Origin of the sequence: Frigidibacter sp., from assembly GCF_030695035.1 — a bacterium.
GTDB lineage: Bacteria > Pseudomonadota > Alphaproteobacteria > Rhodobacterales > Rhodobacteraceae > Frigidibacter.
In genome coordinates this window covers 831,863-844,888 of record NZ_JAUYTT010000008.1, presented here as the reverse complement: position 1 = coordinate 844,888, position 13,026 = coordinate 831,863, and the positions used below count along the sequence as shown (strand labels likewise).

15 protein-coding genes are annotated in these 13,026 nt (G+C 65.5%); 9 read left to right on the top strand and 6 right to left on the bottom strand.

Going from position 1 to position 13,026, the window contains the following annotated elements; genetic code table 11:
- Nucleotides 1-64 precede the first annotated feature (64 nt).
- From Q8S30_RS08175 to Q8S30_RS08160, 4 genes are all read left to right on the top strand, one after another.
- Nucleotides 65-841: an SDR family NAD(P)-dependent oxidoreductase gene (locus Q8S30_RS08175; RefSeq protein ID WP_305665518.1), complete on the top strand. Its 777-nt coding sequence runs from the start codon at nt 65-67 to the stop codon at nt 839-841.
- An 11-nt stretch (nt 842-852) separates the two neighbouring features.
- Entirely contained in the window at nt 853-1,464 is a 612-nt protein-coding gene (locus tag Q8S30_RS08170) for a histidine phosphatase family protein (protein ID WP_305665517.1), read from the top strand.
- 88 nt (nt 1,465-1,552) lie between these two features.
- A complete protein-coding gene (locus Q8S30_RS08165; RefSeq protein ID WP_305665516.1) occupies nt 1,553-2,359 on the top strand; it encodes a hypothetical protein in 807 nt (268 codons plus the stop codon).
- Between the two features lie 168 nt (nt 2,360-2,527).
- Nucleotides 2,528-3,646 (top strand): ABC transporter ATP-binding protein, encoded by a 1,119-nt coding sequence (locus Q8S30_RS08160; protein ID WP_305665515.1) that lies wholly within the window; start codon nt 2,528-2,530, stop codon nt 3,644-3,646.
- Nucleotides 3,647-3,715: 69 nt separating this feature from the next.
- Here the strand turns inward: Q8S30_RS08160 and gcvA are convergent, their stop codons facing one another.
- Complete coding sequence (gene gcvA / locus Q8S30_RS08155; RefSeq protein WP_305665514.1) at nt 3,716-4,600, bottom strand: transcriptional regulator GcvA; 885 nt, start codon at nt 4,598-4,600, stop codon at nt 3,716-3,718.
- 94 nt (nt 4,601-4,694) lie between these two features.
- Here gcvA and Q8S30_RS08150 point away from each other — a divergent pair, with 94 nt between their 5' ends.
- The 5 genes from Q8S30_RS08150 to Q8S30_RS08130 all read left to right on the top strand — a co-directional run bounded on the left by Q8S30_RS08150 (nt 4,695) and on the right by Q8S30_RS08130 (nt 8,448).
- Complete coding sequence (locus tag Q8S30_RS08150; RefSeq protein WP_305665513.1) at nt 4,695-5,651, top strand: DMT family transporter; 957 nt, start codon at nt 4,695-4,697, stop codon at nt 5,649-5,651.
- A 118-nt stretch (nt 5,652-5,769) separates the two neighbouring features.
- Nucleotides 5,770-6,018 (top strand): twin-arginine translocase TatA/TatE family subunit, encoded by a 249-nt coding sequence (locus Q8S30_RS08145; protein WP_305665512.1) that lies wholly within the window; start codon nt 5,770-5,772, stop codon nt 6,016-6,018.
- Between the two features lie 68 nt (nt 6,019-6,086).
- Nucleotides 6,087-6,731 (top strand): Sec-independent protein translocase protein TatB, encoded by a 645-nt coding sequence (gene tatB, locus Q8S30_RS21110; protein WP_371135468.1) that lies wholly within the window; start codon nt 6,087-6,089, stop codon nt 6,729-6,731.
- Nucleotides 6,728-7,609 carry a twin-arginine translocase subunit TatC gene (gene tatC, locus Q8S30_RS08135; protein ID WP_305665511.1) on the top strand — a complete coding sequence of 294 codons (882 nt, stop codon included), beginning with the start codon at nt 6,728-6,730 and terminating at the stop codon, nt 7,607-7,609. The genes tatB and tatC overlap by 4 nt, the downstream gene beginning before the upstream one ends.
- A complete protein-coding gene (locus Q8S30_RS08130) occupies nt 7,606-8,448 on the top strand; it encodes an ATP-binding protein (RefSeq protein ID WP_305665510.1) in 843 nt (280 codons plus the stop codon). Before tatC ends, Q8S30_RS08130 begins: the two co-directional genes overlap by 4 nt.
- An 83-nt stretch (nt 8,449-8,531) precedes the next feature.
- Here the strand turns inward: Q8S30_RS08130 and Q8S30_RS08125 are convergent, their stop codons facing one another.
- From Q8S30_RS08125 to Q8S30_RS08105, 5 genes are all read right to left on the bottom strand, one after another.
- Nucleotides 8,532-9,380, bottom strand: a complete 849-nt coding sequence (locus Q8S30_RS08125) for a DUF2971 domain-containing protein (protein ID WP_305665509.1) — start codon at nt 9,378-9,380, stop codon at nt 8,532-8,534.
- A gap of 68 nt (nt 9,381-9,448) precedes the next feature.
- Nucleotides 9,449-10,627, bottom strand: coding sequence for a LysM peptidoglycan-binding domain-containing protein (locus Q8S30_RS08120; protein ID WP_305665508.1), 1,179 nt, complete (start codon nt 10,625-10,627; stop codon nt 9,449-9,451).
- A 77-nt stretch (nt 10,628-10,704) separates the two neighbouring features.
- Nucleotides 10,705-11,364, bottom strand: a complete 660-nt coding sequence (locus Q8S30_RS08115; protein ID WP_305665507.1) for a protein-L-isoaspartate(D-aspartate) O-methyltransferase — start codon at nt 11,362-11,364, stop codon at nt 10,705-10,707.
- Nucleotides 11,361-12,146, bottom strand: coding sequence for a 5'/3'-nucleotidase SurE (surE, locus tag Q8S30_RS08110; protein ID WP_305665506.1), 786 nt, complete (start codon nt 12,144-12,146; stop codon nt 11,361-11,363). The genes Q8S30_RS08115 and surE overlap by 4 nt, the downstream gene beginning before the upstream one ends.
- 122 nt (nt 12,147-12,268) lie before the next feature.
- Entirely contained in the window at nt 12,269-12,940 is a 672-nt protein-coding gene (locus Q8S30_RS08105; RefSeq protein WP_305665505.1) for an SDR family oxidoreductase, read from the bottom strand.
- Nucleotides 12,941-13,026: the final 86 nt, after the last annotated feature.

Here is a 13,026-nt window from a genome sequence, read left to right as displayed (position 1 = left end):
TTTGTTTCGCAACACGCGACGATTGCGTGACGCGCCCACAGATGAAGATGAAGGAAAGACGCATATGGATCTTGGGATCAGGGGCCGGCGCGCGGTGGTGACAGCCGCCTCCAAAGGGCTTGGCCGCGGCTGCGCCGAGGCACTGGCAGAGGCGGGCGTCGATCTGGTCATCAACGCCCGCGGCGCCGAGGCGCTGGAGGCCACGGCCGAGGCCCTGCGCGCCAAGGGCGTGAGCGTGACCGCCATTGCCGCCGACATCACTACGCCCGAGGGCCGCGCGAAGGTGCTGGAGGCTGCGGGGGCGGTGGACATCCTTGTGACCAACGCCGGTGGCCCGCCGCCAGGGCTGTGGTCCGACTGGTCCCGCGACGATTTCATCCGCGCGCTCGACGCCAACATGCTGACGCCGATTGCCCTGATGCAGGCGCTGATGCCGGGGATGATCGACCGTGGCTGGGGCAGGGTGGTCAACATCACCTCCAACTCGGTGAAATCACCGATCGCGCAACTGGGCCTCTCGAACTCCGCTCGCGCCGGCCTCACCGGCTTTGTCGCCGGCACCGCGCGGCAGGTGGCGCCGATGGGGGTGACGATCAACAACCTGCTGCCCGGCATCCACGACACCGACCGCGCCGATGCGCTGGACCGGGGCGTATCCGCCGCCGAGGGGCTGACGATGGAGGAGGCGCGGGTCAAGCGCGCCGCCACCATCCCCGCCCGCCGCTATGGCACCGCCGCCGAGTTCGGCGCGATGTGCGCCTTCCTCTGCTCTGCCCATGCCGGGTTCATCGTCGGCCAGAACATCTCTCTGGACGGCGGCGCCCATAACGCCACCATCTAGGGAGCCATCCGGTGCCGGTGCTGCGCTATCTGTCGCACCCCGAGGTCGCCTGCGACCCCGATGTCCCGGTGCCGGACTGGGGCCTGCGGGCGCGCGGGCGTGCCCGGATGCGGGTGATCGCCAGCCTCGGCTGGCCGGCCGGCACCAGCCGCATCATCGCCAGCGCCGAGCGCAAGGCGCGGGAGACGGCAGCTTTTCTGGCCGAGCCGCTGGGGATTACGGTCGAGATCGCCGAGGGCATGGGCGAGATCGACCGCTCCTCGACGGGCTACGTGCCCCATGCCCGCCATGAGGTGCTGGCAAATGCGCTCTTCGCCCATCCCGAAGACAGCATCGAGGGCTGGGAGCGGGCCGTGGACGCGCAGGCCCGCGCCGCCGATGCGCTGTGCCGGCTGCTGACGCCTGTGCGCGCCGGGGGAACCTGCCCGGAGGCGCAGGTGGGTGATCTGCTGCTGGTCGGGCATGGCGGCATCGGCACGCTGCTCTGGTGCCATCTGGCAGGCCGCCTGATCTCGCGCAGCGAGGATCAGACGCATGGCGGCGGGCAGGTCTGGGCAGTGACGCTGCCCGATCTGGTGCCGGTGCATTCCTGGCGGGCGATGGAGACTGTGGCGGGGTTGTGAGGGGCGTGGCCTGTGCGTAGCCCAGTACCTTTTGCCGCTTTGAAATGGCGGTAGACTATTTAGAAGAACGAAACATTTAAGGTGAAGTTTGATCTATTTCGACATAATAGAGACTTGGGAAGAGTCCTTTGAGGAAATTGTTGTCTCACTAATTGGCCGATCTAACGTAGAAGAGTTGCAAAAAACTGCCTTTGACTACATCGAGGATGCTGGAAATTTTGTAACGAGCTTTGCGGACATCAGGTCTGTCTCATCGGAAATCTGCAGCTGGTTAAAGGACAGGGAAGTCTGCGTCTTTCATGGAACCCGGTTGCTCCCTGCGGAGCTCGAATCCATAAAGAATACTGGCCTGCGGCCTCTAATCGCTCGCGACCGAAATGACCGTCTGACAGAGATCTTTAAAAGCCATAAAGATTGGCTTGTCCTTAAAGATAGTCTTCACGAAATTACCACTATAGTAGGGCCGCAAGAGAGGGATGGAAGGCGAGAGAATCAAGTCCACTTCAGCCTGTCTAGATCGGGACTGATAAAAGGCTTCAATCACTATCTGACTCATGGTTCCGAGTTTGACCAAAACGTGGCCTCAAGATTATTTCCTGATGGTTCGGGGTTAAAGCTGCTTCAATCAGCGACAGCGCCCTATCTTGTTCACGTGAGAATGAGTGGAGGGGATCTCGTGAAGGGTGCTCATCCTCACTTTAGCTATCAAGATGTCGTCGACATGGGCGAAGTCCCAGGCTTGGGGGCGACGTTTCTGAATGCTTGGGCATTCAAGAAATCAAAGCCAAATTTTGATATTTCAAAGCTGAGAACTGATTGCTGCATGATGCAAGAGCATCCCACTCCGCGAGAGAAGATCTTGAGAATCGAAGCGCTCAGAGGCCGGGGCTTATAAGGCTCTAGGAGAAAATATGTGGTCTCCAGTCAAAGCTAAGTCGCTTGTTTCGAAAGCCTAAGAACGGTCTAACTCACAGCCTCTGTCCCTTCATGCCGCACCCCGCCGCTGCCCCGCAGCGCTTGCAGCACAGCCCCCTGCCTGCTATCCCGGCCCCGCTCAAACCCGATGGAATTGATCGGAAACCGGTTGCCCCAACCCGCCAATATCCCCGTCCCGCGGCTGGACGTGCAGCACCTCACCCGCCGTTTCGGCGGCCGCGCGGTCGTGGATGACGTGTCGCTGACCATCGAGCCGGGGCAGGTGACCTGCCTTCTGGGCCAGTCGGGCTGCGGCAAGTCCACCACGCTGCGCATTATCGCCGGGGTGGACATGCAGGACGAGGGCAAGATCTTCGTCGATGGCAAGTTGATCTGCGACACCGTCCATCGGGTGCCGCCCGAGGGGCGCTCCATCGGCCTGATGTTCCAGGATTTCGCGCTGTTCCCGCATCTGTCGGTCGCCGACAATGTCGGCTTCGGCCTGAAGGGCGCGCGCGGCGACAAGCGCGGCCGGGTGACCGAACTGCTGGAGCGGGTGCATATGTCCCGCTACATCGACATGTACCCGCATGAGCTGTCGGGGGGCGAGCAGCAGCGGGTGGCGCTGGCCCGGGCGCTGGCGCCGAAACCGCGGATCATGCTGATGGACGAGCCCTTCTCGGGTCTCGACGAGCGCCTGCGCGACGGCATCCGCGACGAGACGCTGAGCCTGCTGAAAGAGGCAGGCGCCGCGGTGCTGCTGGTCACGCATGAACCGCATGAGGCGATGCGCATGGCCGACCAGATCGCGCTGATGCGCGGCGGGCGCATCGTGCAGATGGGCGCGCCCTACAACCTCTACAACGCGCCGGTGGACCGGGCCGCGGCGGGGTTCTTCTCGGACGTGAACGTCATCGGCGGCCGGGTGCAGGGCGCGCTGACCGACACGCCCTTCGGCGCCTTCCTGACCCCGGGCCTGCCCGATGGCACCAAGGTCGACATCATCTTCCGCCCCCAGCACCTGAAGATCGACTTCGACCGCAACGGCCGCGGCCCCAACCCCACCCCTCAGGACGGCACCCCCGCCCGCGGCATCGTCGAACGCTCGCGCTTTCTGGGCCGCGAGAGCCTGGTGGAGTTCCGCATGGATTTCGATGGGCGCGTGCTGAAGGCCAGCGTGCCGAACGTCTTCCTGCCGCGCCCGGGCACGCCGCTCTGGCTCACGGTGCGGCGCGATCGGTGTTTTGTGTTCCCGGCGCAGGGGTAGGGGCAACGGCGCGAGTGGCTTGCCATTGGCAGCCCCCGAGGTTTGCAGATCGCAGGAGGCCAGCCGGGCTTACCGGGCCGCTTCCGCCAGCAGCCAGCCCCGGAATGCCGCGACATGGGCCTTGTCGAGCGCCTCCGGCGGATAGGCCAGATAATAGGCCAGATCGCTTTTGAGGCTCTGCCCGAACGGCGCTGCAAGTCGCCCCTCCGCCAGATCCTGCGCCACCATTGACCGGCGCACCAGCCCCATCCCCTGACCGGCCTTCGCGGCCTCGATGGCGCCGGTCCCGTCCACGAAAACGGGCCCGACCGCGGCATCGACCCCGGGTGCCCCCGCCGCGACCAGCCACAGCGCCCAGTCGTGCCGATGCTCGTCATGCAGCAGCGTCGCGCGGGACAGATCGCCGGACCCTGCGAAGGGGCCATGCACGCGGATATAGCCCGGGCTGCAGACCGGGGTCAGCTCATCATCGAGCAGCCGTTCTGCGGAAAGGCCGGGCCAGCGCCCGAGCCCGTGACGCACGGCGAGGTCGATCCGGTCCTGCTGAAAGTCCAGGACCCGGTTCGAGGCGCTGATTCGCAGGTCGATCCCCGGATGCAGCCTCTCGAAGTTCGAGAGCCGCGGCAACAGCCACTGGCTGGCGAAGCCCGATGTGCAACTCACCGTCAGAACCGCCGTGCCCGGTCTCGCCCTCGCCTTGTCCGAGGCGTCCCGCAGGATCCTGAAGGCGCTGCGCAGGGCGGGGAAAAGCTGCGCCCCGGTGTCGGTCAGGCTGATCTGCCGGGGCTTGCGATGGAACAGCGGCACCCCAAGATCGCGCTCCAGCTCGCGGATCTGCTGGCTGACCGCCCCCGCGGTGACATGCAACTCATCGGCGGCGCGCGACATGCTGCCGTGACGGGCGGCGGCCTCGAAGGCCCGAAGCGCGTTCAGGGACGGAAGGGGATCGGCCATGGTTTAGATTTTCTCCCCTAATCGCGCAGAACTTCTCGTTTGTTCCTGTGCGTCTGCAGCCATTACAAGCCATGAACAACTGCAGGTCCAGTTGATGATCCTGCAGGAATTCTTAGTCACGGACCAGACGATGTCGCAGCAGCCCTCGCTCAAGGCCCTTGATTGGTCGCTTCTGGTCCTGCTCTCGGTGCTGTGGGGCGGATCGTTCTTCTTCTCGAAGATCGCGCTGGCCGACCTGCCGCCGCTGACGGTTGTGCTGTGCCGGGTCTCGCTGGCTGCCCTGGCGCTGTTTGTCTATCTCCGCGCGACGGGGCAACAGATCCCGGGCTCGCGTCTGGTCTGGGGCGCATTCTTCGGGATGGGGATCTTGAACAACATCATCCCCTTCAGCCTGCTGTTCTGGGGCCAGACGCAGATCGCCAGCGGGCTGGCCTCGATCCTGAACGCCACCACGCCGGTCTTTGCGATCCTCGTGACAAAGGCACTGGCCCCGGACACGGACGTGACCGCGCACCGCCTGGCCGGCGTGGCGCTCGGGCTCGGCGGTGTGGCGGTGCTGATGGGGGGCGATGCGATTTCGGACAGGGGCTTTCCGATCCTGCCGATGCTCGCCTGTCTCGGCGCGACACTCTCCTATGGCTTCGCCGGATATTTCGGCCAGCGGTTCCGCCGCATGGGGATCGCGCCCGCCATCGGCGCCTTCGGCCAGTTGACCGCGTCGAGCCTGCTGATGATCCCCATCGTGGCCCTGATGGACAAGCCATGGACGCTGGCCGCGCCGGGGCTGGTGACGGTCGGCGCGCTTCTTGCGCTCGCGCTGCTGTCGACCGCGCTGGCCTATGTGATCTACTTCCGCAGCCTGTCCTCCATCGGCCAGCTCAACACCTCGATGGTGACGCTGATGATCCCGGCCAGTGCCATCTTGCTTGGCAGTCTGGTTCTGGGCGAACGGCTGGCGATGAACCACTATGCCGGCCTCGCGCTGATCGGCCTTGGCCTGATCGCGATCGATGGTCGCCTCTGGCACCGGCTGCGCGGGGCGTCGGCCTGAAGCGCAAGTCACACAAAAATTCGGCTTCAAGCCGGAATGGGGCTTTGATTGCGCCGGGCAAGGTCATAAATGTGTGCGATGACACACGGGGCCCGGTGTGGCCCGAGGGGAGAATGACATGCTCAACAATATCGGCCTGCCCGGCCTTCTGCTGATCGCCGTCGTGGTGCTGGTCCTGTTCGGCCGCGGCAAGATTTCCTCGCTGATGGGCGAAGTCGGCAAGGGCATCACTGCCTTCAAACGCGGCGTAAAGGACAGCACCGACGAGGTCGAGACCGCCGGCACCGAACCTGCGCCGCGCGACGTGATCCCGCCGCATGTGAACCCGCAGCCGACCACGATCCAGCCGGAAAAAGACCGGATCTGACCTGCTGGCCCCCGGCAGCCAGCCGGGATAGGGTCTGCCGATGAAACCGTTTGCGGGACGCATAAGCAATGTTTGACATCGGCTGGAGCGAGCTTCTGGTCATCGGCGTCGTCGCGTTGATCGTGGTGGGGCCCAAGGATCTGCCGGTGATGTTCCGCACATTGGGGCGGATGACCGGCAAGGCCCGCGGCATGGCGCGCGAGTTCTCGCGGGCGATGGACGATGCGGCGCGCGAGTCGGGCGTCAAGGACATCGGCAACGACCTGAAGGCCGCCACGTCCAAGAAGGCCCTCGGCCTCGACGCGCTGGAAAAGGCCGCCGACCGGTTCGAGAAATGGGACCCCAAGCGCCCGATGGCGCAGACGCAGGCCAAACCGGCCGCCGATCTGACGCCGCCCAAGCCGATGGGCCCCGCGACGCAGGCCCTCGCCGATGACCGCGCGGCAGCTGCCGCCGCGCGCAGTGCCGCCCCGGTGGACCCGCCGGTTGCCTTGCCCGATCCGGCAGCCCCCACACCTGCGCCCCCGACATCTGCGACGCCTGTAAAGCGCATCGCAAAGACCCGCAGCCGCCCCACGCCGTCGGGCACGCCCGCCGAGGCGCCGGCTGCCAAGGCCGAAAAACCTGCGAAACCCGCCAAGCCGAAGGCGACAGCCGACGCGGGCGCCCCCAAGCGTACCAAACGCGCCAAGACCGACAAGGGTGACGCATGAGCGCGCAGGACGATATCGAAGACAGCTCTGCCCCGCTTATCGAGCATCTGGCCGAGCTGCGCACCCGCCTGATCTGGGCGGCCGTGGCCTTCATCGGTGCAATGTGCCTGTGCTTCTTCGTCTGGAACCCGATCTTCAACTTCCTGACCATCCCGGTCTGCAACGCGCTGGCTGATCGCGGGCAGGAATGCGGGCTCTACCTGATCAAGCTGCAGGAAGGCTTCTTCGTCGCCGTCAGCATCTCGTTCCTTGGCGGCTTCGTGCTGGCCTTCCCGGTGATCGGCTACCAGCTGTGGCGCTTTGTGGCGCCGGGGCTCTACAAGTCCGAAAAGAACGCGTTCCTGCCGTTCCTCGTGGCCTCGCCGGCCATGTTCATCGTCGGGGCGGCCTTCGCCTATTACGCGATCCTGCCGATGGCCTTCAGCTTCTTCCTGGGCTTCCAGCAGGGCCCGATGCTGCCTGACATGCCCGGCACCGCCATTCCCGGCGCGACCGAGGCCGGCACCTCGCTGGCCGAGGCGGGAATCATCTTCCAAGGCTCGGTGCAGGAATATCTGGGCCTGACCATCAAGTTCATCCTCGCCTTTGGCCTCTGCTTCCAGCTGCCGGTGCTGCTGACGCTGATGGGCAAGGCCGGGCTGGTGGGGGCCAAGGGCCTCGCCTCGATGCGCCGCTATGCCGTGGTGGCGATCCTGATCCTGTCTGCCGTCGCCACCCCGCCCGATGTGATCAGCCAGATCGTGCTCTTCACCGTGGTCTACGGCCTCTACGAGGTCTCCATCCTTCTGGTTCGCCGCATCGAGAAGCGCCGCGAGGCCGATCTGCGTGCCCAGGGCCTCTGGGTTGAGGATGACGAGGACGAAGACGAGCCGAAATGACCGACGACGCCCTCATCCGCATCGCCGAGGCGCTGGAGCGCCTCGCGCCGCCGCCGCAGCGCAGCCCGGATTTCGGCGCCGCCGATGCCTTCCTGTGGCAGGTCGCGCCCGACCGGCTGGCCCCGGTGCCGAACGTGTCGCGGGTGGATCTGTCGCTGCTGGTCGGCATCAACCGCTCGCGCGATACGCTGCTGGAGAACACCCGCCAGTTCGCCCGCGGGTTGCCCGCCAACAACGCACTGCTCTGGGGCGCGCGCGGGATGGGCAAATCCTCGCTGGTCAAGGCCGCCCATGCCGCGGTTCTGGCCGAGGGGCTGCCGCTGAAGCTGGTGGAACTGGCGCGGGATGACCTGCCCACCGTCGGCCGCCTGCTGGCGCATCTGCGCGCCGCGCACAGCCACCGCTTCGTCCTGTTCTGCGATGACCTGTCGTTCAGCCATGACGACCAGCATTACAAATCGCTGAAGGCGGTGCTGGATGGCGGCATCGAGGGGCGGCCCGAAAACGTGCTGTTCTACGCCACCTCGAACCGCCGCCACCTGATGCCCCGCGACATGATCGAGAACGAACGCTCCACCGCGATCAGCCCTTCGGAAGCGGTCGAGGAGAAGGTCTCGCTATCGGACCGCTTCGGCCTGTGGCTGGGCTTCCATCCCTGCGACCAGGACGACTACCTGGCGATGATCCGCGGCTATTGCGACAGCTACGGGTTGGCGATCAGCGAAGAGCGCCTGCGCGCCGAGGCCATCGAATGGCAGGCGACGCGTGGCGGGCGGTCGGGGCGTGTGGCGTGGCAGTTCTTCACTGATCTGGCGGGGCGTGAGGGCGTGCGGATCTAGGGGGGCGGGCACATCAGAATTTCGTCGACGGCTGCAATCTGGGTAGCGCCCTTGGCCGGCGAAAGTGTGCGCAGGTCAGAGGATCAGCTGTTTCGATAGCTTGCATTGCTGCGGGCAACCCAGCCGTCGATATTGTGCACCTTTAGGGCTGCTTCCACCATTGAAATTGGAGTTCGGTTTGTTGGACCTAAGGTGACACCTAGCACAACATCCGTTGGAATTCTTACGCGAATGAAAGGAGAAAGTACGTTGCGGCTCTCTCTGAACTCCACCGACTTAATGCTGTCGATTGAGTCAAATACAAATAGCCGCCACTCCTTCTCCTCCGCAAACGCTTCATTCTTTACGGAAAAAAGGCTTCGCGCAGCTTCTCTCTGTTGTCGATGTTTTTCCGGTGTAAATTCAAGAGACATACTTCCGAACCCATCTTTCCCCTCTTGGTATTTATCCGCGTCCGCACCAAACGCGCCGTGTAGGAGTCTGACGACATCGTTAGTTCTCTCGAGATCCTTATATCCATATGCTATCTTTGATAGAGCTAAGGGCGTCCCGCCGTCAAAATCTGCTGCAAATCTCTGCAGCTTGGCTTTGTCAAATGTGACGGAGAATCCGGAGCCATCCTGCGCGTAGCCTCGCCACTGGCTTAGAAGATCACTCTCCTCAGAAAAGCAAACTCCCAATGCAACGTTGTGGTGGAGGATGGATTCAACTGAAAGTTGTGCACCCCGCCTTCGCAATCGTTGCTTCGGATCACTGGAGTTGAATTTTTCAAGCCAGTGACGAAGCATCCATGTCCCTTCTAGAAGGTCATTTGATTGAGACAGTGATGTCAGCCAAAGCTCTTTGTTTTTGATCAGAGATAAGAACACCGACGGTGAGCAGTAATGATGAACATCTCGAACCATATAAGGTCTCTTGAAGCTGGAGAACACGTTTTCCGGGAAGCACCGTGCTGCGATCAGATTACCATCCAGCGCGCCTATTCAACCTCTAGAAGCCCCTACTGCAGATACTTCATCGGATCGACGCTGTCATACCCGTCCCGCACCTCGAAATGCATGAAGGCCGGGCTGCCCGCGCGCACCTTGGCAATCGCCTGCCCGCGCGCGACCGTGGCGCCCTTGGCAACCGTGATCCCGTCGATATTGGCATAGACCGTCAGCAGGTTGTTGGGGTGGCGGATCACCAGGATCGGCACCTGATCGGTGTCCTTGGTGATCGCCGCGACTGTCCCTGCATCGGCGGCCTTCACTGTCGCCCCGGCGCTGGCGGCAATGTCGATCCCGTCATTCTTCTTGGGCGCATAGCCGCGGATGATGCTGCCGCTGACCGGCATCACGAATTTCGCGCTGGCCGACGCGCTGGTCTGCCCGCCCAGGTCGGGCGCGGCCGGCGTTTTCACCGGGGTATTGGCGGTCACCGTCCGTTCATCGGGCAGCGGCTGCGAGGCCGAGGGCGGGGTCGGCGTCGCCGTGCCTTGCCCGGGGGCCGAGGTCGCGTTGGCGGGCTGCACCACGCCGGCCACCACCACCGGGATCAGCAGATATTGCCCCTCGCGCACCGTCATCTCGCCGGTCAGCCCGTTCCAGTCGGCCAGCGAGCGCACGGACACACCGTAAGCCCGCGCGATGGTATAGGCGGTCTCGCCGCGCACCACGCGGTGGCGCACCGGCTCGGTGCCCACGGGGGCAGGGGTCGCCGTCACGGTGCCGCCCGGCACCTGCGCCCGGTCGATGGCGCCCGAGGCGATTGTGGTGATGTCGATGGGCCCGCCGGTGATGCTGCCGCCGCTCACCGGGGCGGCCGCCACACGGCCCGGCAGCGCCAGCACCTCGCCGGGGTTCAGCGGCGCATCTGCCGACACGGCATTGTAGCGCGCCAGCTCATCCGCGCCGATGCCGACCCGGGCCGCGACCGTGCGCACCGTGTCGCCGCGCCCGGCCACCGCCACCTGATAGTTCGGATAGGAGATCACACCCCGCCCATCGGGCTGCGGCCGCTGCGCGGTCGCGTTGCGGGCCGCCTCTGTCGTGCTGAACCCGTCGCCAAGGCTGCGCAGGTCCATGTCGAACCCCGCGCCGCCGCCGGCGCCTTGCTGGCAGGCCGCCAGCGCCAGCAGCGACAGGCCGGCCAGTGCCGACTTTCGGCGCGGCATCATCTGCATCGTGTCAGGGATCATCCGCGGCATGGCTCGTTCCTCGTCACATCTGTCATTGATCGGGCCCTGTTGGCCGGGCCCCGTCATCGCATTCAAGGTCAGTCCTGACCCAGCCCCTCGACCAGCGGCACAAAGCGCACCGGGCGAAGTTCCTCATACTCATATCCGTGGTCACTGCGCCTGACCTTGATCAGGCTCTGCACCGTATCCGACTGCCCGACCGGCAGCACCATGATACCGCCGATCCGCAACTGGGCCAAGAGCGGCCCGGGCGGATCTTCGGCCGCCGCCGTCACGATAATGCGGTCGAACGGTGCCTGATCGGGCAACCCGTGGCTGCCATCGCCGACAATTGCGGTGATGTTGGGCAGGTTCAGCGCCCGGAACAGCGCATCCGCCTCGCGCACCAGCCGGCGGTGGCGGTCCACCGTGTAGACCCGCCGCGCCAGGTGGCTGAGGATAGCGGCCTGATAGCCCGACCCGGTGCCCACCTCCAGCACCTTGTCGCGGGGGCTGACCTCCAGCGCCAGCGTCATCAGGCCCACCACGGACGGCTGGCTGATGGTCTGGCCGCAGGCAATGGGCAGCGGCATATCTTCATAGGCGCGCTCGGCAAACAGGCCCTTCACGAAGGCCCCGCGATCCACCTTTTCCATCGCCGACAGCACGCGGGCATCGGTCACGCCCTTGGACCGGAGCGTGTAGAGGAAGCGCATCTTGCGTTCAGCCTCCTCCTCCGGCCCGGGCGCCTCGGTCATGTCAGCGCAGCCTCCAGCGCGTCCATCGCGTCATGGGCGGTCAGGTCGGCGCGCATCGGGGTGACGGAGATGTAGCCGTCAAGGTTCACCGCCACATCGGTGCCGGGAAGAGTGGGCGCGTGCTGTGCGCCGCCCTTGATCCACAGGAATTTGCGGCCCGAAGGCGAGATATGCGGCTCGACCCCGAAGGAGGTATCCCGGCGGAACCCCTGCGCGGCAACCCGCATCCCCTTGACCGCGGCGGCCCCCACGGGCGGGAAGTTGACGCTGTAGAACAGCCGGTAATCTGCGTCGTCCCAGAGGCCATGGTCCAGCAGCTTGCGGATCAGCGCGGCGCCATGCACCCGCGCCGCCTCGAACGGATCATCCAACTCGCTGGTGGCTGGCCCCATGAACTGCGACAGCGCAATCGCCGGCAGCCCCTGCAGCGCCGCTTCCATCGCGCCGCCAAGCGTGCCCGAATACATCGCGTTCTCGCCCGAGTTGTTGCCGCGGTTCACCCCCGACAGCACCAGATCCGGTCGCGCGCCCTCCAGCACATCGAAGAGCCCGGCCAGCACGCAATCGGCCGGCGAGCCCTCGGCGGCAAAGCGGCGCGGGGCCAGCTTGGCGATCATCATCGGGTGGGTGTAGCTGATGCAATGGGCGACGCCCGACTGCTCGAAGGCCGGGGCGACGGTCCAGACCTCGCCCTCCGGCCCGGCGATTTCGGTCGCGATTTCGGTCAGAACCTCAAGCCCGCGCGCGTTGATGCCGTCGTCATTGGTGATGAGAATCCGCATGTGCCCGCCCGGTTGCCGCTGCTTTGCCCTGCTTAGACGAGCGGGGGGCAGGGGTAAAGCGGTGCGGCCCGGATCTGGCCCGAAAGCTCCCCGAAACGCCTGTGCGGCAAGGCTTTTGCGCGTTACAGCAGCGCGATCAGCCGTTCCGCCTCGGCGCGGGTCTCGGCCAGGGGCGCACGGTCCTCGCCGGGGTAGAAGCGGGCGCGGGTCGCGGTCGCCATCGGCGCGGGCTCGGCAATCACCACCCGCGGGCCGATCTTCACCGTCTCGGCCTGCCAGCTGCGCACCAGGGCCATCTGCGCGGCCTTGGTGGCGCCATAGGCCCCGAAGAACTTCTCGCCGCCGCGCGGATCGTCCAGCATCAGCGCGGTGCCGTGACCGACGCGCAGCAGCGGCTCCAGCACGCCGATCAGCGTGGCGGTGGCGGTGAGGTTGGTGGCGATGGATTTCGCCATGTCCTTGGCATCCATATGCGCGGCCGGCGACAGCGGCGCGGCATGGATCGCGGTGTGGACCCAGAGCTGCAGGCTGCCCCAGCGACCGGTGATCGCGCTGGCCAGATGCGCCATCGCGGCGGGGTCATTCACATCCATCGGCGCCAGCGTCGCCTGCCCGCCCGCCGCCTGAATGCGGTCGTCCAGCTCTTCCAGTGCGCCGGTGGTGCGCGCGACGGCCATCACATGCCAGCCCTGCGCGGCAAGCGCCTCGGCCATGGCCGCCCCAAGCCCGCGCGAGGCGCCGGTGACGAGAGCGAGCTTTGTGGCGGGCGGGGCGGGGTGCGAGATATCGGTCATGGCCGGGCTTCTGGCACTGGGCGCGGCCTATGGCAAGGGGGCGCGGTGCCGCGGTGGTCGTCTGAAGTAGATTGCCCGCTATGAGG